15 protein-coding genes are annotated in these 18,428 nt (G+C 68.4%); 12 read left to right on the forward strand and 3 right to left on the reverse strand.

The window, feature by feature from the left end; all coding sequences use genetic code 11:
- Positions 1 to 2: 2 nt before the first annotated feature.
- Both VF794_RS27305 and VF794_RS27310 read right to left on the reverse strand, forming a co-directional pair.
- Positions 3 to 2,108, reverse strand: coding sequence for a pilus assembly protein TadG-related protein (locus tag VF794_RS27305; protein WP_331115366.1), 2,106 nt, complete (start codon positions 2,106 to 2,108; stop codon positions 3 to 5).
- Positions 2,109 to 2,113: 5 nt separating this feature from the next.
- A complete protein-coding gene (locus VF794_RS27310; RefSeq protein WP_331115368.1) occupies positions 2,114 to 3,088 on the reverse strand; it encodes a TadE family protein in 975 nt (324 codons plus the stop codon).
- 285 nt (positions 3,089 to 3,373) lie between these two features.
- Here VF794_RS27310 and cpaB point away from each other — a divergent pair, with 285 nt between their 5' ends.
- The 11 genes from cpaB to VF794_RS27365 all read left to right on the forward strand — a co-directional run bounded on the left by cpaB (position 3,374) and on the right by VF794_RS27365 (position 15,509).
- Positions 3,374 to 4,189 carry a Flp pilus assembly protein CpaB gene (cpaB, locus tag VF794_RS27315; protein WP_331115370.1) on the forward strand — a complete coding sequence of 272 codons (816 nt, stop codon included), beginning with the start codon at positions 3,374 to 3,376 and terminating at the stop codon, positions 4,187 to 4,189.
- A 41-nt stretch (positions 4,190 to 4,230) separates the two neighbouring features.
- On the forward strand, positions 4,231 to 5,076 hold the full coding sequence (locus VF794_RS27320) for a type II secretion system F family protein (RefSeq protein ID WP_331115372.1): 846 nt from the start codon (positions 4,231 to 4,233) through the stop codon (positions 5,074 to 5,076).
- A gap of 9 nt (positions 5,077 to 5,085) precedes the next feature.
- A complete protein-coding gene (locus VF794_RS27325; RefSeq protein ID WP_331115374.1) occupies positions 5,086 to 5,976 on the forward strand; it encodes a type II secretion system F family protein in 891 nt (296 codons plus the stop codon).
- A gap of 6 nt (positions 5,977 to 5,982) precedes the next feature.
- Positions 5,983 to 7,740, forward strand: a complete 1,758-nt coding sequence (locus VF794_RS27330; protein ID WP_331115376.1) for an FHA domain-containing protein — start codon at positions 5,983 to 5,985, stop codon at positions 7,738 to 7,740.
- A gap of 38 nt (positions 7,741 to 7,778) precedes the next feature.
- Positions 7,779 to 9,560 (forward strand): FHA domain-containing protein, encoded by a 1,782-nt coding sequence (locus tag VF794_RS27335; protein WP_331115378.1) that lies wholly within the window; start codon positions 7,779 to 7,781, stop codon positions 9,558 to 9,560.
- Positions 9,557 to 11,284 (forward strand): exodeoxyribonuclease VII large subunit, encoded by a 1,728-nt coding sequence (gene xseA / locus VF794_RS27340; protein ID WP_331115380.1) that lies wholly within the window; start codon positions 9,557 to 9,559, stop codon positions 11,282 to 11,284. The genes VF794_RS27335 and xseA overlap by 4 nt, the downstream gene beginning before the upstream one ends.
- Before the next feature lie 84 nt (positions 11,285 to 11,368).
- The gene (xseB, locus tag VF794_RS27345; protein ID WP_331115382.1) at positions 11,369 to 11,704 is read left to right on the forward strand and encodes an exodeoxyribonuclease VII small subunit; all 336 of its coding nucleotides are present in this window, start codon (positions 11,369 to 11,371) and stop codon (positions 11,702 to 11,704) included.
- Between the two features lie 29 nt (positions 11,705 to 11,733).
- Complete coding sequence (locus VF794_RS27350; protein ID WP_331115384.1) at positions 11,734 to 12,126, forward strand: response regulator; 393 nt, start codon at positions 11,734 to 11,736, stop codon at positions 12,124 to 12,126.
- Between the two features lies 1 nt (position 12,127).
- Positions 12,128 to 13,018: a farnesyl diphosphate synthase gene (locus VF794_RS27355; protein WP_331115386.1), complete on the forward strand. Its 891-nt coding sequence runs from the start codon at positions 12,128 to 12,130 to the stop codon at positions 13,016 to 13,018.
- Positions 13,018 to 14,772 (forward strand): 1-deoxy-D-xylulose-5-phosphate synthase, encoded by a 1,755-nt coding sequence (locus VF794_RS27360; RefSeq protein ID WP_331115396.1) that lies wholly within the window; start codon positions 13,018 to 13,020, stop codon positions 14,770 to 14,772. Before VF794_RS27355 ends, VF794_RS27360 begins: the two co-directional genes overlap by 1 nt.
- Positions 14,769 to 15,509 carry a TlyA family RNA methyltransferase gene (locus VF794_RS27365; RefSeq protein WP_331115388.1) on the forward strand — a complete coding sequence of 247 codons (741 nt, stop codon included), beginning with the start codon at positions 14,769 to 14,771 and terminating at the stop codon, positions 15,507 to 15,509. Before VF794_RS27360 ends, VF794_RS27365 begins: the two co-directional genes overlap by 4 nt.
- Before the next feature lie 38 nt (positions 15,510 to 15,547).
- On the opposite strand, the gene VF794_RS27370 is transcribed toward VF794_RS27365, so the two are convergent.
- Complete coding sequence (locus VF794_RS27370) at positions 15,548 to 17,116, reverse strand: hypothetical protein (RefSeq protein WP_331115390.1); 1,569 nt, start codon at positions 17,114 to 17,116, stop codon at positions 15,548 to 15,550.
- Between the two features lie 332 nt (positions 17,117 to 17,448).
- On the opposite strand from VF794_RS27370, the gene VF794_RS27375 reads away from it, so the two are divergent.
- A partial coding sequence (locus tag VF794_RS27375) for a GAF domain-containing protein (protein WP_414640963.1) occupies positions 17,449 to 18,428 on the forward strand: 980 nt, incomplete at its 3' end.

Raw genomic sequence — 18,428 nt, forward strand, 5'->3', positions numbered from 1 at the left:
CCTCAGTGGGTGATGATCTTCGCCGGAGCGTCCTTGAAGTCCGCCGGAAGTATGTCCGTCAACTTGTTGATCAACGGCAGCGACTCCTTGCCCTGCCACACGGCCGCGAGACGGGGCCGCCAGTAGGGGTTGAAGAAGTTGGGCTGCTCGGCCCAGTTGCCGGGCCGGTGGTAGTACGTCTGGCCGCGCGAGATGACGGTCATGCCGGAGGAGACGGTGAGGCCGCCGATCTCCAGTTTCTTGCGGCTGTTGTCCAGCTCCAGCGTCTGGGGCGAGCCGTCGAAGTTGAAGGAGAACTTCGAGCTGGCGTTGAGCCGGGCCGGGCCGTTGCGGGTGGCCCCCGTGTCGTCGGTGTTCGTGTTGTGCAGCTCGTCCGTGTCCTTGTTGAGGAACACCCAGGTGGAGGGCTGGTTGAAGTCGTTCTCGCGCCTGGCCATCTGGTGGATGCTGGCCTGGCCCTTCTTGGCCTGGCCGTTGCCCGAGCCGTTGCTGCCCGAGCTGTTGCCCGGGTTGAGGCCCGCGCAGTCCTGCTTGTAGTCACCCGGTTCGAAGTGGGGGAAGGGCGCCAGGCCCTGCCAGGGGTGGTTCTGGTCCTTCGTGTCGATGCGGACGTTGGCCGTGAAGACGTCGATCTTCGAGGGGCAGGCCCAGTTCGGCAGGTACTTGATGAGGCAGAGCGAGTTCTCGTTCAAGCCGACGTTGCCGTCCGCGCCTCCAGCTCCGCCGGGGAAGACCACCCGCCAGTGGATGCCGTTCTTGCGCAGATCCTTGTCGCTCATGGCCCAGATGCTGGTCTTGAGCATGTTGTTCGGCTCGCGATCCTCGGCGCTGCTGAGCAGCCCGTCCGGCCGCCCACGCGGATCTCCCCAGCAGTCCTTCCAGGTCCGATCATCCCCGCCACCGGGGAACTGGGGGCAGCTGAAGGGGTTGATGAACGGGCCGACGGAGTCGGGTCCCAGGTTGATGTAATAGGTGTCGTCCGCGCCGATCACGTCACCCTGGGCCAGCATTCCCATGGGGCTGTTGGGCGGATCCCGGTGCTCGCGGATCCTGTTGCGGCCCTTGGCGTTACCGCCCTTGGTCGCCTCCATGCCGCCATAGCCGAGCCGGTGGGTGAGCATGCGCGTCTGGCCCCACTTGGGGAAGCTGTCGAGCATCGTCTCCAACGGCTTGAGCCAGCTGGGAATCGGCAGGAGCTTGCCGAGCGTACGGGCGGTGACGAACGTCTCCGGGCAGATGCCGTTGCTCGCGTTGCAGGGGAAGCGCGTGGCGTTGGTGATGTTGGCCATCGACCGCTTGGCGCGGGCGACCTTGTCCTGCTCGCCGCGCTTCCAGTCGTTATCCAGCGGCTGGAAGGGCTTGAACTTGAGCAGCTGGTCGGGCGAGACGGTGGTCTCGTCGAAATGCGCGCGGTTGAAGAGGCACTGGTTGATGAGGCCCGCCAGCGTCTGGGGGACCAACGAGTCCACGTTGGGATCGTTCTCCGCGATGATCGTATTCGAGGTGCCGAACACGTAGGACGACGAGGCCACCATCGACGCGACGGCCGCGCCGGCCATGACCGCGTTGAGCAGGCGATGGCCGGGCACCACGATTTTTCCGATGGCCCGGTCGATGGGTTCCATCACCGGTTTCAAGGCGAGCAGCAGCTTCTGCACGAGCGTGAAGATGGCGTTCAACGCGTTCATCAGCGCGCCGATGTACGGCAAGACGTCCAACACGGCGCAGATGATGATCCAGTGATCTTCCCGGCTGTCCTTGGGGAAGCATGGGCCGATGGTGCGCATGAACCCGTACAGGTCCGTCATGAAGGCCTGGACGAAGAAGATGAACGAGTTCAGCGACTGCCACACCATCGCCGACACGTAGTGCGACACCTGGGTGCGGTTGGTGAACGCGTAGAAGTTGAAGGCACGCGCCTCCATGGCGGCCGTGGAGTAGGCCGCCGCGTCCGCCGTGTTCTGCAGGCGGATGCGCTCGTGCACGTTGTGCCCGATGTTGACGGTGGTGATGAGCGCGATGCTCAAGGTGAGCATCAACAGGCAGGCGAGGACGAGCGCCTGGCCTTCCTGACGCTCGAGGCTGCGACGAAGGGCGCGGGTCATCATAGGTGTCACAGGCCCCAAGCGGGGTTAATGTGCATCAGCCACTTGTAGTAGAAGTTCGACTGCATCCGCATGCTGTAGGTGGCCGTCAGCGGGATGAAGTAGCGCCGGCCGATGATCTGCGACAGCAGCGGGATGCTCCCGGTGGCCACGCCCCAGAGCACGGCCATCTCCGACTTGTAGAGCGTGTTGTAGCCGCGCTGGTGGCTGATGCCCTTGACGTTCAACCCGCCCACCGCGTTCATCCCTCCGCTCTTGTTGGTCATGCTCGCGCGGGGATCCAGCGTGGGCCGGTCGATGCTGCCGTACAGCGACACGCCGGCGTTGGCCGCCCACCAGGAGGTGAAGATGACCCAGTTGGCGAAGGGCACCCGGAGCTCGTACCAGTAGCGCACGCGGATGGTCAGCACGGTTGCCTTGCGGTAGACCTCCTCGCCGTTGTCCGGCAGCGGGAGGTTGAAGAACTTGGCGATCTTGCTCTCCAGCGCCGGCACCTCCGGGTAGGAGTCCGGGCCGTCGAAGTCCAGCTCCTTCCAGTTGTAGCCCGAGCGCAGCTTCCACACGCTCTGGATGGGCGAGTACCAGGACGGGTTCACCGTATCGATACGGACCTGCCCGAACAGGTTGGAGCCGTTGATCGTGGCCGGGATGATCCCGTTCTTGTTGGGCCACGCCAGCAGCTGGAGCGCCTCGTCATAGATCTGAGCGACCGCCCACGTCTTGCCCAGCTCGAACAGGCTGTCCGTGCGGCCCATGGTGGGCAGCAGCGCGATGATGGCCGCGTCCTTCATGCGCTCGTTGCTGCCGTTCCACACGATGCCCGTGCGCGCCGCGCTGAACGCCGCGTACTCCGTCATCATCTTCGCGTGCTGCATCATCGTCAGCTGGATGATGCCCAGGCACATGAAGACCATGAGCGGTAGCACCAAGGCGGACTCGACGGCGGCTTGACCGGATTCCCTGGGTTTGACGGGAGTAGGCATGGAGGCCTCCTTGTACCGACATCCGGGCTTTGTGCGACATCGGTCAGATGGACGCCCTGGTGGGACACCTGGTGGGCGGGCGGCCTGACGGGAGGGAGGCGCCAAACTCCAGCGAACCAGGAAAAGCAGGCAGGCGTGGGATAGTGACTTTGACACCTGACCTGACCGGTGGATAACATCCCGGGCCGCTGGCGCCCAGGGCCCGCCTCAGATCGTTGCTCGCCGCTTTGAACGAATTCCCGCCGCCCCGCCTGGACGCCCCCCGTTTTTGGAGGTCCTCGAGACATGCTGAAGGGTAAGACTCCCCTCGTGATCGCGTTGGCGCTCGGCCTGCTGGCCGGCATCATCGCGTGGTCCGCGATCAAGAAGAAGGAAGCGGACGTGCGTCGTGGCTGGAACCTGGTGCCCGTGGTCGTGGCCTCCCAGGACATCCCCGAGGGCACGATCATCACCTTCGAGATGATCAACCAACGCTCGGTGCCCGAGCAGTTCGTCACCTCGTCGGTGGTGAAGCCGGACTCGGCGACCTACGTGGTGGGGCAGAAGGTGCTGGTGGCGCTCCAGGCGGGAGACCCGCTGCTGTGGAGCCAGTTCGAGACGACGAAGGCGGCCGAGCGCCTGTCGGCCAAGGTGCAGAAGAAGGTGCGCGCCGTCACCATCGAGTCGCGCAGCACCACCTCGGTGGGCGGCTGGGTGCGGCCCAATGATCACGTGGACGTGATCGGCACCTTCCTGGACCCGCAGACGAACGAGAACGTGGCGGTGACGCTGCTGCAGAACGTGATCGTCCTGGCCACGGGCAAGATCACCGGCACCACGAACGTCAACCTCATCCCGGAGAACCAGCGCGACTACAGCAACATCACGCTGATGGTCATCCCGGAAGAGGCGGAGATCCTCACGCTGGCCACGGAGCTGGGCAACCTGACGCTCTCGCTGCGCAACGAGGAGGACGTGGACATGATCGAGGAGCGCGGCCGCGCCACCATCAGCACGCTGCTGTCGGGTGAGCGCACCCGCGTGCTGGAGCAGAAGCGCCGCGAGATCATCCAGATCATCAAGGGCAGCGCCGAGAAGAGCGCCGCCTCGGGTCCGCAGTAGTGGTTGTCTTCCTCCCCCGTCGCTGAAGGAAGTCCCCGCGCATGCTGGCCGGAATCGTCCTACTCCTCGTCACCGGGTCGGTCTTCTTCTTCAGCCTGGTGATCTTCACCGTCCTGGCGAAGGCCTACGAACAGTACCAGGAGCGGTACGTCGTCAAGTCGATGAACGACTTGAGCGACATGTTCCTCTTCGTCGATGCCCGCCAGTTGCTGGTGCTCAACATCGCCAGCATGTGTCTGTTGGGCATCCTGTCGTACATCATCTTCAACCCCATCCTGTGCGTGCTCGCCACGGTGTTCGGCTTCTTCCTGCCGATCCTCCTGGTGAAGCACTACCGGGCGCGGCGCATCAAGCGCTTCAACGTGCAGCTGGTGGACGCGCTGCAGGCCATGGCCAACGCGTTCAAGGCGGGTCTCACGTTCCCGCAGGCCATCGAGCACGTGGCGCGCGAGGCGCAGCCGCCGCTGTCGCAGGAGTTCGGGCTCTTCGTGAAGGAAGTGAAGCTGGGCGTGCCGCTGGAGGAGGCCCTCATCAACATGGGCCGCCGGGTGGGCAGCGACGACCTGGAGCTGGTCGTGGTGGCCACCAACATCGCGCGCCAGCTGGGCGGCAACATGGCGGAGATGTTCGAGACCATCTCCAACGTCATCCGCGAGCGCTTCCGCCTCGAGGGCAAGATCGACGCGCTCACCTCGCAGGGCAAGCTGCAGGGGTGGGTGGTGGCGGCCATGCCGGCCATTCTCGGCATGGTGCTCAACTACATGCGGCCCGACCTGATGGGGCCGATGATGGACCACTGGTTCGGCTACGTGCTGGTGACGATCATCGCCATCATGGAAGTGCTGGGCGTGCTCATCATCCGGCGCATCGTCAACATCGATATCTGAGGAGCTGTCGTGAGCGACGTCCTGACCTACATGCTGATGGGGGGCTCGGCGCTGATGTTCGCGGCGGCCGCGGGCTTCCTAGGCGTTGGCCTCTACCAGAACTTCTTCGAGCGCTTCCTCTCCGAGGTGCGCGACGAGTCGGCGGGTGGCGTCAAGGGGATGGGCTCGGTCACCATCCGCAAGCTGGGGGTGATCAACCGGCGGCTGATGTGGCCGGGCTACGAGTCCAAGATGCGCCGCAGCCTCATCAAGGCCGGCGAGCCCGAGGGCTTCAAGCCCGAGGACATCATGGCGCTCCAGGAGATCAGCTGCGTGGTGGGCCTGCTGATGGGCCTCTTCCTGGTGAACGGGGTGGGGGAGAACCTGGCCTGGTCGCTGCTCTTCGCCCTCTTCGGCATGTACTACCCGATGATCTGGGTGAGCGATCAGGTGAAGAAGCGCCACCTGCAGATCTCCCGGGCGCTGCCGTACAGCCTGGACCTGCTGACGTTGTCGGTGGAGGCGGGCCTGGACTTCACCGGAGCCCTGGCCAAGGTGGTGGAGAAGGGCAAGGCGAGCCCGCTGCGCGAGGAGCTTCAGATCGTCCTCAAGCAGCTGAAGATGGGCAAGACGCGTGAGGAGGCCCTCAAGGCGATGATCCTCCGCGTGGACCTGCCGGCTCTCACCACCTTCGTCACCGCGCTCATCCAGGCGGACAAGATGGGCACCAGCCTCGGCAAGGTGCTGCGCATCCAGTCCACCCAGCTGCGCATCGATCGCACCCAGCGGGCGGAGAAGCTGGCGGGCGAGGCGCCGGTGAAGATGCTCTTCCCGCTCATCGCTTGCATCTTCCCCACGGTGTTCATGGTGCTGTTCGGCCCCATCGTGTTCCAGTTCGTCTTCGGGAACGTCGCGGGGTAGTGCCTCGTGGGCTTCCTGCTCACCATCTCCAAGGGCCTCCTTCAGGGGAGGGAGCTCGCCTTCGAGCAGCCCGAGATCCACATTGGCCGCACCCCGGAGAACGACGTGGTTCTCCAGGACGCGGGCGTGTCGCGCCGTCACGTGCGCATCTCGGAGCGGCTGGGGCGCTACTTCGCCCAGGATCTGGGCAGCGCCAATGGCACCCTGCTCAACGACTCGCCCCTCACCGAGGAGCGGATGCTGTCCGATGGGGATCGGATCACCCTGGGCCCCGCGGAGCTCGTCTTCAAGGCCGTGGTGGATGACGACGACTCCACCCGCCCCATCCGGCGCAACCTCAACCCCCCGCGTGCCGAGCCGCCCCGTCCCTCGGGGCCTCCGGTATTGACGCCCGTGACCGAGGCCCCGGCCAAGGAGGCTCGCAAGGGTACGGGACAGATACCGGTGCTGACGCCCGCGACCGTGGCTCCGGCCAAGGAGGCTCGCAAGGGGACAGGGCAGGTCCCGGTGCTGACGCCCGCGACCGTGGCTCCGGCCAAGGAGGCTCGCAAGGGCACGGGGCAGGTCCCGGTGTTGACGCCCGCGACCGCGGCCCCGCCCCCGCCCCCGGGGGTCCGTCGGGCGACGATGGGGCAGATGCCGGCCGTGTCGGCCGTCGAGCCTCGCCCTCCAGTCCTGGTCGACCCGGAGGCCCCCACGACGCTTCCCCGTCGGGCAACGATGGGACAGATGCCAGTGGCATCCGTGTCCGACGCTCCCCTGGCCCGGCCCGAGCCCTCCCCGACGGCTCCCGTCGGCAAATCCTCACCCGTGGGCTCGTCCGCCGCGGAGAAGGCCCGGCGCCGGCGTGAGCTGGGCGGCACGCTCGGTGGCCAGTTCTTGCTCTGGTGGTCCGAGCTGTCCGGAGGGGGGAAGTTCACGCTGTTCCTCCTGGCGTGCTGCTTCGTGCTGGGCATGGGGGCCGCGTTCAACGCCGTCTTCCGTCCGGCGGTGGGCAACATGGGGCCCACCGGTCCGGAGCCCAAGACGCTGGGGCTCCAGGGCCTGCCGGACTCGTTCGGCCTGGGCGAGGGCGTGAAGTGGGAGCAGCCGGACATGAAGGCTTTTGACTTCGAGTTCGTCTCACCCACTCGCGCCGTGGTGGTCATCCGCTACCACGCCAGTGGCATCTCCAAGGACGAGGTCTCCCTCTCCGTCAACGCGGTGCCCGTGGGCTATGTCCCGGCGGACACGCTCAATGCCTCGGAGCGCGAGGTGCAGCAGATCGTCTCTCCGTCCGTGCTCAAGCGGAACGAGCGCAACCAGGTCGTCTTCGACAATGTGCGCAATCCCCCGGGCCAGGACGGCTGGCGGGTGTGGAACCTGCGGCTGGAGATCATCCCCGTGCCGGACCTGCCTCCGGAGCAGCTGATGGAGACGGCGCGCAACTACGTGGCCCGGGGCCGCGTCTTCTACGAGCAGCGGGACGTGGGCGCCGAGAACCTCTTCCGGGCCTGGGACAACTTCCGCTCGGCGTGGATCACCCTGGAGGCCCTGGACGACAAGCCGGAGCTCTACCAGGATGTGCGCTTCATGCTGAACCAGGTGGCGGCGGACCTGGACCACAAATGCGGGCAGCTGATGCTGGATTTCCAACGGAACATCCAGTTCAAGGACAGGAAGCGAGCGGGCGCGGTCCTGGACGACGTCAACAGGCGCTTCCCTACGGCGGCGCATCGCTGCCACAATCTGGCGTTCGAAAAAGCCAATGAGTACGGGCTGTGAGGCCCGGGCTCGCGCACGAAATGAAGTGGTGATCTCCCATGTCGAACGGTTCTCCTCCCGCCCGCCGTCGCCCGACGTCGACCACCAATACGGGTGCTGGTTCCACCGGCCAGCGTCCCGCCGTGCGCAAGACGGCCGCTGCCCCGGCACCTGTCCTGGTGACGGGCACCAAGCTGATGGTGTCCGCTGGCCCTCACGCGGGTGAGGAGTTCGCGCTGGAGGATGGCGAGTACGTCATCGGCCGGTCCAACGACAACGCCATCTGCATCCCGGACACCTCGGTGTCGCGCAAGCACGTGCTGGTGCGCCGCGTGGGTGGGGGCTGGGCGGCCAGCGACCTGGGCTCCGGCAACGGCACGCTCCTCAACGGCGAGCCCGTCACCGACGAGATGCCCCTGTCTCACGGCGACGTCCTCACGCTCGGCGACACGGAGGTTACCTTCCAGGACAACTCCAACGCGACGATGATGATGCCGATGCCCTCGGCGCCTCCGTCGCGTCCGGGCCGGACTGGCTCCCGGCCCGCCGCCGCTGCCGCTGCCGCCGCGAGTGACGAGGGAGGCGAGGCCGTGCCGCGCCGCCCACCACCCCGGCCCGAGAGCCGCGTGCGTCCCGGTCGTGGGCGCGGCGGGGCGGCCGCGCCGGATCCGCAGGCGCAGAAGCGCAAGAAGCGGCTGCTGCTCCTGACCACGGCGGTCTTCGTGATGCTCGTGGGCCTGCTGGTCGTCATCAAGTCCAAGCAGCAGCAGGAGGCCGAGGCCAAGGCCATCGCGGCGCGGGCCGTCCAGCAGCAGCGCGCGCAGCTCGCCGGCCTCTTCCAGGACGCCAAGAACCTCATCCGCGAGGGCAAGTGGAAGGACGCCAAGGAGAAGTTGCTGGAGCTCCAGGCCCTGGATCCCCAGTACCAGCAGCTGGCGGACTACCTGGCGCGCGTGGAGAAGGAGATCCCCAACCAGGACGCGATCGACGAGGCCAAGGCGGCGCTGGAGAAGAACCAGCTCGGCGCGGCGACGATCGCGGTGAACAAGGTGCAGGCGGACACCCAGCTCTTCGAGCAGGTGCGCACCCTGAAGCTCTCCTTGAACGAGAAGGCCGACAAGCGCGTGCTCGAGGCCCACGCGATGATGGATCAGAAGCAGCTCGATGAGGCCAAGGCCGTCATCGACGACGTGCTCTCCGCCATGCCGGAACACCGCGACGGCAAGATCATCGCCGAGCAGGTGGTGGCCGCCATCACGGAGCGCGACCGTCCCAAGCCGCAGGCTCCCCGTCCCGAGGCGCCCAAGCCCTGGGATCAGGCCGTGGAGCGCTTCCGTGACGGTGACCTCCAGGGCGCGGTGGCCATCGCCAACTCCTGCGTCAAGAGCCCCCAGTGCAAGGCGCTGATGAGCCAGATGACGGACTTCGGCAACCTCTACAAGCGGCTGGAGGACCTGGACGCCAAGGGCCTGGGGCGCCTGCTGGACCTGGACAGGAAGATCACCAACGGCCGTGGCAGCAAGCTGGCGCGCAACGCCGGCACGCGCGCCTCCACCATCTTCTTCAAGACCGCCTCGTCGGCGAAGGCCTCCGGCCAGTACGGGCGCGCCATGGAGAACGCCCAGCGCGCCCTCCAGGCCGACCCCAGCAACGTCGGCGCCGGCAACATCGTCAACGAGCTGCGGCAGAAGGCCAAGGAGCTCTACCTCCAGGCCTACACCATCCGCGAGAGCAGCCCCGAGGACGCCCTGCCGAAGTTCCGTGAGGTCTTGGCCATGACCACGCCGGACGACGAGACGTACCAGAAGGCGAAGTCCTGGATCGAGAAGATGCAGCGATGAAGAAGCGGCGAGGGACGGGAGAAGCCTCGCCGCCGCCTCCCGCCGGACAGGGAGACCTCTTCGGCGGTGTCGGGGCGTCGCCGCGTGCGGCCGCGGCGGTGGTGGCGGTCTCGAAGCCGCCCGAACCTCCTCCCGCGCCCCCGGCACCCTCGGAGCTGAAGGACGTCTCCGAGTCGCTGCCGTCCCTGCCCGGCGCCCCCCCGCGCACGGCGCCCACGCGCACGGTGCTCACCGTGGGCGAGCTCACGCAGCAGCTCAAGCAGACCATCGAGTCCCGCTTCCCACGCGTGCTGGTGCGCGGCGAGGTGTCCGGCTTCCGTGGCGCCAACGCGCGCGGCCACCTGTACTTCTCGCTCAAGGACGCGGAGGCCTCGCTCGAGGTGAAGATGTGGGCCTCGCAGGCGGCGCGGCTGCGCTTCCACCTGCGCGACGGTCTGGCCCTGGTGGCCGAGGGCAGCGTGGACGTGTACGCGCCCGCCGGCCGCTACAGCCTCATCGCCTACAAGCTGGAGCCGGAAGGGGAGGGCGCGCTGGCGCTCGCCTTCGAGCAGCTCAAGGAGCGGCTCGCGGCCGAGGGCCTCATTGGCGACAACCGCGTCCGCCCGCCCCGTCCGTTGCCCTCCCTGCCCCGGCGCATCGGCGTGGTGACGAGCCGCACCGGCGCGGCGCTGCAGGACTTCCTGCGCGTGCTGCACTCGCGCAACCCCCGCCTGTCCGTGCTGCTGTGCGACGCGCGCGTGCAGGGGGAGGGCTCCGCCGAGGAGGTGGCCCGCGGCATCGAGCGCCTGTCCCGCACGGACGTGGACGTCATCGTCGTCACCCGCGGCGGTGGCTCGAAGGAAGACCTCTGGACGTTCAACGAGGAGCGGGTGGCGCGCGCCATCTTCGCCTCCCCGGTGCCGGTGGTGTCCGCCATCGGCCATGAGATCGACTTCACCATCTCGGACTTCGTGGCGGACTGGCGTGCCCCCACTCCGAGCGCGGCGGCGGAGCGGCTCGCCCCGGTGCTCCAGGATCTGGAGTACGGCCTGGCCACCCAGAAGGTGCGCCTGCGCAAGGCGGTCGAGCGCCAGGTGCTGGAACTGCGCGAGCGGTTGGGCTCCTTGGGCGGGGAACTGGAGGACCCACGGCGTCGGCTGTCCACGGAGCGGCTGCGGCTGTCGGATGCCGAGGACGCGATGACGCGGGTGCTGCGCCAGGTGCTGCGCGAGCGGCGCGATCAGCTCAAGGCGCATACCGAGCACCTCCAGCGTCAGCGGCCCCAGGCCCGGCTGGCCGAGCAGCGGGCGCGGCTGGTGCAGTTGTCCGCCCGGCTGAAGGACGCGGTGCGCGCGGATGTGGCGACCCGGCGGGCGAAGGCGGCCCACAGCCGGCTGCACCTGGAGCGCGTCTCCCCGGCGGCCCGGGTGGCGGAACTGCGCGCCCGACTGGCCGACCGGAAGGCCCGGCTGGTCGCCCTGGAGAAGGACAACCTGGCGTCCGCGCAGCGACACTTCCAGCGGCTAGAAGGTCAGCTGGATGCCTTGAGCCCCCTCAAGGTGATGTCCCGCGGCTACGCGGTCACCTTCCGCAAGCACGACGGGGGCGTGGTGCGCTCCATTTCCGACGTGCGGCCCGGCGAGGTGCTCGGCATCAAGTTCGCCAGTAACGGGGCGAAGACACTCCAGGGGTGCGAGGAGATTGAAGCCACCGTGACGGCGGTGAAGGGACCGGCGGATTGCTGACGTCCGGGTGCACGTCCCCCTGGCACCCGGGCCCGCCCCTCCTCTAGAGTCCCGCGGCTCTTTTCTCGTCGAGGTGGACCGGAAGTGGCGAAGGACAGCAAGGGCAAGGCGGCGGAGGAGGTCCCCGAGCAGTACGGGGACGTGGTGAAGCGTCTCGAGGACGTGGTGGCGCAGCTGGAGGGCGGCACCCTGACGCTCGAGGAGTCACTCAAGTCGTTCGAGGAGGGCATCAAGCTGGTACGCCGGGGCGAGCAGCTCCTCAACACGGCGGAGAAGCGCATCGAGGAGCTGTTGAACGAGGACGATCGGGACGTGGTGGTGCCGCTCCAGACGGGCGTGAAGGCTCCGGCCCCGACCTCGCGCGGGAGCGCGGGCGCGTCCAAATCCGTTCCTCCCCCCGAGGATGACGTGCCGTTCTAGTCCCTCGGGTGTAGACCTATCGGGACACCATGCCGAAGCCCAAGGTCACCATCGTCGACGACGACCGCGACACGCGCGAATTGCTCTCGTTCGCCCTGGAGTCCGAGGGCTTCGAGGTCAACGCCGCGGCCAATGGGCTGCGGCTGATCGCCTCCCTCCAGCTCAAGCGGCCTGACGTCATCCTCATGGACGTGAACATGTCCTGGATCGACGGCTTCGAGCTGTGCAAGGCGGTGAAGAAGAACGAGCAGTTCCGGGACATCCCCGTCGTCTTCATCAGCGGACGTGGGGAGCCCGAGGACAAGCGGCGCGGGCTGGAGGCCGGCGCCGCGGACTATCTAGTGAAGCCGTTGGATCTCGATGCGCTCATCAAGCGCCTGCGCGAGCTCATCCTCGCGGCTGCTCCATCCGAGGTGCCCTGAGATGTCGTCTTTTGATCTGGAGTCGTACCTGCGGACCCAGGTGGAGCGCGTGGAGAACCTGCTGCGCTCGCGCTCGGATGAGATGGGCACGCACGTGCCGCCGCGCCTGCACGAGGCCATGCGCTACTCGCTGCTGGCTGGAGGCAAGCGGCTCAGGCCGGTGCTGTGCCTGGCCTTCGCCGAGGCCGTGCTGCGCCAGAGCAATGTCCCCCGCGTGGTCGAGGACAGCGCGTGCTCGCTCGAGTTCATCCACACCTACTCGCTCATCCATGACGACCTGCCGTCCATGGACGACGACGACATGCGCCGCGGGCGGCCCACCAACCACAAGGTGTACGGCGAGGCCATGGCCATCCTGGCCGGCGACTCGCTGCTCACGGACGCCTTCGCCCTGGTGGCGGGGGGCCCGGAGCCGGTGCGCGGCCCCCTCTGCCGGGAGCTGGCCATGGGCTCGGGCTCGGCGGGCATGGTGGGCGGCCAGGTGCTGGACATCGCCGAGGATCGCCCGGCGCGGATCGACTACCTCACGCGGATGCATCGCCTGAAGACGGGCGCCCTCATCCGCGCCGCGTGCCGCATGGGCATCATCGCCGCCGGTGGGGACGCGGATGCGCTGGCACGCGCGGACACCTACGGGGACGCGGTGGGGCTGGCCTTCCAGATCGCCGACGACGTGCTGGATGTGACGGGGGATGCGTCCTCCATGGGTAAGGCCGTGGGAGCGGATGCCGCCGCCGGCCGCTTCACCTTCCCGGCGGTGCTGGGGTTGGAGGAGTCCAAGCAGCTCGCGGCGCGCAAGGTGGCCGAGGCCATCGCCGCCGTGAAGACGCTGGAGCCCAACGATGGCCCGCTGGCGGCGCTCGCGCGCTATTCGGTGGAGCGCAGCACGTGATGGAGCGGCTCCTGCCGCGCATCCAATCCCCCGCGGACGTCCGGGCGCTCCCCGAGTCCGAACTGCCTCGCCTGTGCGAGGAGCTGCGTGAGGACATCATCTCCCTGTGTGGCCGCGTGGGCGGCCACCTGGGGGCCTCGCTGGGCGTGGTGGAACTCGTCGTCGCCCTGCACCGCGTCTTCCATTCGCCCCAGGACGCGCTCGTCTTCGATGTGGGCCACCAGACCTACGCGCACAAGCTGCTGACGGGCCGGCGGGAGCGCATGGGGACGCTGCGCCAGGCCGGGGGCGTCGCTCCCTTCCTGGACCCGCGCGAGAGCCCCCATGACGCGCTGGCCGCGGGCCACGCGAGCACCGCCGTCTCCGCGGCCCTGGGCATGCTCGAGGGTCGGCATCTGCGCGGCCTGCCCGGGCACGTGGTGGCGGTGGTGGGCGATGGGTCGCTCACGGGCGGGCTCGCCTTCGAGGGTCTCAACAACACTGGCGGCGCGCACCTGCCGCTGGTGGTGGTGCTCAATGACAACCAGATGTCCATCTCCGCCAACGTGGGCGCCATCCCCGCGTTGCTGCGTACCCACGAGGCCCGTGCCTTCTTCGAGGCGCTGGGCTTCACCTACCTGGGGCCGGTGGACGGGCACGACCTCGGGGCGCTCACCCGGGCGCTGCGCGAGGCCCGTGCCTCCACGCGCCCGGTGGTGGTGCACGCGCTGACGCAGAAGGGCAGGGGCTTTCCTCCGGCCGAGGCGGACACGCAGACGCGCGGCCATGCCATGGGGCCCTACGAGTGGCGGGACGGCAAGCTGGTCCGCTCGCGCGGCGGCCAGCGCACCTTCAGCGAGGCCTTCGCGGCCGTGCTGGATGACGCCATGGCCCGGGACTCGCGCGTGGTGGCGGTGACGCCGGCCATGCTGGAGGGCTCGGCGATGGTGGGCCTCAAGCTGCGCTACCCCGAGCGCGTCTTCGACGTGGGCATCGCCGAGTCGCACGCCGTCACCTTCTGCGCGGGGCTCGCCGCCTCGGGGCTGCGGCCCGTGTGCGCCATCTACTCCACGTTCATGCAGCGCGCGTATGACCAGGTCATCCACGACGTGTGCCTGCCGGGCCTGCCCGTGATGTTCGCCGTGGACCGTGCCGGGCTGGTGGGCGCGGACGGCGCCACGCACCAGGGAACCTATGACATGGCCTCGCTGCGGCCCGTGCCGGGCCTCACCTTGATGGCCCCGGTGGTGGGAGAGGACCTCCCCGCGATGTTCGCCACCGCGCTCGCGTTGCCCGGCCCCTCGCTCATCCGCTTCCCTCGCGGCACCCTTCCGACGTTGCCCGCCGAGCTGCACCCGGGCCCGGGTCTGGTGAGGGGGGCCCGCTGGTTGAAGCGCGCGACGCGGGCGCGGGTGAGCTTCATCACCCTCGGGCCGCTGGCGCTGAATGCGCTGGAGGCCGCTGCTTCCGAGCCGGACTGGAACGTGCTGGACGCGCGCTTCGTGTCCCCGCTCGACGAGGCGGCGGTGTTGGAGGCCGCCGCGTGCGGGCGCGTGGTGGTGGTGGAGGAGGGGACGACGCACGGTGGGCTGGGCAGCGCGGTGCTGGAGTTGCTCGCCGCGCGGGGCGTGCTCGCCCGGGTGACGCTGCGGGGAATGCCGGACACCTTCATGCCCCATGGGGACGCACGCGTGCAGCGGGCCGAGCTGGGCCTGGATGCCGCGGGCCTGCGCCGTGCCGCCCTGGCCCTGCTCTCGGAGGGAGGTACGCCGTGAAGCCGCGCAAGGAGCGCCTCGACGTGCTGGTGGTGGAGCGAGGGCTCGCCGAGTCCCGTACCAAGGCCCAGGCGCTCATCATCGCCGGGCAGGTGGTGGTGGGAGAGCAGCGGGTGGACAAGCCCGGCGCATTGGTGCCCGTGGAGGCGGAGCTGCGCCTCAAGGGTGAGGTGCTGCCCTACGTGTCTCGGGGTGGGCTGAAGCTGAAGGCCGCCATGGATCGGTTCGGCCTGGACGTGCGCGGGAAGGTGGCTGCGGACATCGGAGCCAGCACCGGCGGCTTCACCGACTGCCTGCTGCAAGAGGGGGCCACGCGCGTCCACGCCATCGACGTGGGCTACGGTCAGCTCCACGAGAAGATGCGCACGGATCCGCGCGTCCGCTCCCGCGAGCGGGTGAATGCCCGTTATCTCACGGCCGAGGACCTCCCCGAGTCCGTGGAGGTGGTGGTCATCGACGTGAGCTTCATCTCGCTGACGCAGGTGCTGCCGGCGGTGCTGCCCTTCCTGAAGCCTGGGGGCCTGCTGGTGGCGCTGGTGAAGCCCCAGTTCGAGGTGGGCCCCGACAAGGTGGGCAAGGGTGGTGTGGTGCGGGACGTGGCCGCGCGCCAGGAGGCCATCGACTCCGTCTCCGCCTTCGTCCGGGAGCAGGGCCTCGAGGTGCGTGGGGTGATGGACTCGACCGTGCCCGGTCCCGCCGGCAACGTCGAGGCGCTGCTCGTCGCGGACAAACCGTGAGGGGGTGAGGGCCTCGGTCGACCCTCACCCCGCGCCACTCAGCGCACCAACCGGTACTGCTCCAGCGGGAGCGGCCTCACCAGCTTGCGGCCCACGCGCAGCCACAGCGCCCCCGAGTCGTCCGTCGAGCCGGCGATGGAGCCGCCCGGAATCTGGTAGCGGTACAGCTCGCCATTCTCCGCCTTCTCCGTGGCGATGATCTCCACCGGATCGGGGAGCCGCGTCTGGCCCTGCTGGAGGACCGCGCTGGTGAAGAGGTAGAACTCACTGCCCGGGCCCAGCAGCACCTGGCGTGGCACCAGCGCTCCGGTCGGGGAGATCGACTTCGCCTCCTTGTTCACCACCTGCCCGGTCGCCGCGTCCAGGAACCAGGTCTGGTGCGCGGCGATGGCCGCCAACCGCGAGCCATTGGCATACGGCACCAGCGCCACCATCTGCCCCTGAAGGTTGCGGAGCCACTTCTGGTTGGTCGGGGGATCGCACCGGCCGTCACCCGTTCCAGAGACGGCACAGGCCCGCACGTCCGCCGAGGCCCCGTTCTGCGTGACGATGTAGAGCTGCGTGCCGAAGGTGTTGAGCGCCACCGGCGGCGCGTAGTCCCACTCGATGTAGTTCGTGGGGGCGTGGATGAGCGTGATGCTGGTCCACTGGGCGGTGTCGTAGTTCAGCGTGCCCACGCTGATCTTCCCGCCGAAGGTGTTGTCCTCGAACTCGTTGCCCAGCGGAATGACGACGGTGGGTCCGCTCCCCGCGAAGACCATGTCTCCGATGATGAAGCTGCCCATGTTGAGGACCCATTTGATCTCGCCCGCGGGCGTGACGCGCTTGATGTTGATGGGCTCGGCGCCTTCTCCCTTGTCGTAGACGAGGGCATCCCCCTCCGGAGTCACCGCCAGCCGATCCACCTTCAGGCGAAACACGGGGCCCGGCTTGAACTGGGGGTCGATGGCGAAGAGTCCCTCGTTGGGCGTCCATACCCAGCGCCAGCCGGTGCCGCTGGGCCTGCGCTCCGTGATGACCGTCGTCTCCTTGCACGGGATGGGCATGTCCATGCGCTTCCCGGTATCCGCGGGGTTCTTCGTCACCTTGTAGAGCCCCTGCCCGGTGGTCTCCCGCACGCACCCGATGAACGACACGGTGGAGCCGCTGCCCTCGGCGACGAAGAAGTCGGTCACCACCTGATCCGTGGCCGTGAGCGGGGAGATCGACTCCGCCACGGGGAAGAACGTGGCGAGCTGCGCCTGGGAGATGTTGGTGCGCCCATCGGCGCAGGTGACGCGCGCGCTGAGCGCCAGGTTGGCGGCGATGCCCCGCGTGTAGGGGACCTCGTTCATCGCCAGTTCCACGGGGGTGGGGTTGCCGGCGAACGGCACCTGTTTGAGCGGCGTGGTGTCGTCGAATAGATCCAAACGCTGCACCTGGTCACAACCCGATGTGGAGATGGAGAACTTGAGGCTGGTGCCCACCGTGCTCGGCTCGTCCAGGAGGACTCTGACCTGGGGCAGGTCCGGCGTGGAGGGCGGCGGCGGGGGATCGCAGGCGACGGAGAGGAGCGGCAGCAGCAGCGCCGGGCGGAGGAGCGCCCGGATCGGAGAGCGGTTCGGCATGGTGGCGCGCAGTCTAGCCCGTACACCGCCCGCCGGGCATGGAGGCCACCGCCCGCATGTCCGAGGGCAGGGCGGGCGAAAGGACTATGGATCTCGCGGAAGTCGCACGGTCTCCGAGTATACGCCGGGGGTTTTCCCTCACAATTCTTGCCCTGACCCTGCGAGTCCGACACGCTGGCCCCCAGCCGGCTTCGACGGCATGATTCGGACCCGCGCATGAAGGTTGATGCTTTCTTGAAAACTTTCCGGTCTCTCCATAAGCCCTTGCAGGGCTCGGCACCGCGAGGCCTCCGTTGAGAGCGGAGCTCTCGGCAACACGCGGTCGCGTCCTGGTGATTGGCGCACGCACGGCGAGTGCGGCCGTGCTCACCCGGCTGTCCGACAGCGGTTACCAGTGGGACATCACCGAGAATCTCCAGGAGCTACCCAGGCTGGCGGAGTCGCTGCGGCCGGATGCCGTCCTCGTGGCGGCCACCGGAAAGCGGGCCACCGAGGCGCTCGCCGCCATTCGCGAGCACACGCGGCTGCGCGAGCTGCGGGTGCTGGCGGATCTCACCCGCTCGCGCTCGGAGGTGCTGCGCAAGCTGCCCGTGGATGACTGGGTCCGCTCCCTCGAGGAACTCACGCCCCGGCTGGACTCGGTGCTGCGCGAGCGCCGGATCATGGAGCGCACCCGCAACCGCATGGAGCGGCTGCTGGAGATCACCCAGGCCGCCACCAGCTCGCTGGAGCTGGAGCAGATCCTCCGCCTCGCGGTGGAGAAGGTGGGCGCCGTCATCAACGCGGACCGCTGCTCCGTGGTGCTGGTGGAGGACGTCAACTCCCGCACCGCCAGCGTGGTGGCCACGTTGGAGAGTCCCGGCTTGTCGCTGGACGTGGACCTGGCGCGCTACCCCGAGCTGCGCCGCGCCCTGGAGACCCGGCAGGCCGTGCTGGTGGAGGAGGCCCAGCGGGATCCGCTGATGGCCGAGGTGCGCCCCACCATCACCTCCATCGGCGTGCGCTCCATCCTCGTGCAGCCCCTGGTGTGCCAGGACGAGCTGCTCGGGGCGCTCTTCCTGCGCATCTCCCACGGCACCGACGGCTTCAGCCGGGACGAGCAGGAGTTCACCCAGGCGGTGGCGGCGGCCCTGGCCAACTGCATCCGCAACGCCCGCCTGCACACCGCGCTCAAGAGGAAGCGCGACGAGCTCGAGCTGGCCTACGTGGAGCGCTACCGCGAGCTGACCGAGGCCAACCGCCGCCTCAAGGATCTCAACCGGCTCAAGGACGAGATCATCGCCGTGTGCAGCCATGATCTGCGCGCCCCGCT

Origin of the sequence: Archangium sp. (assembly GCF_036389735.1) — a bacterium.
In the GTDB taxonomy this organism is placed as follows: Bacteria; Myxococcota; Myxococcia; order Myxococcales; family Myxococcaceae; genus Archangium.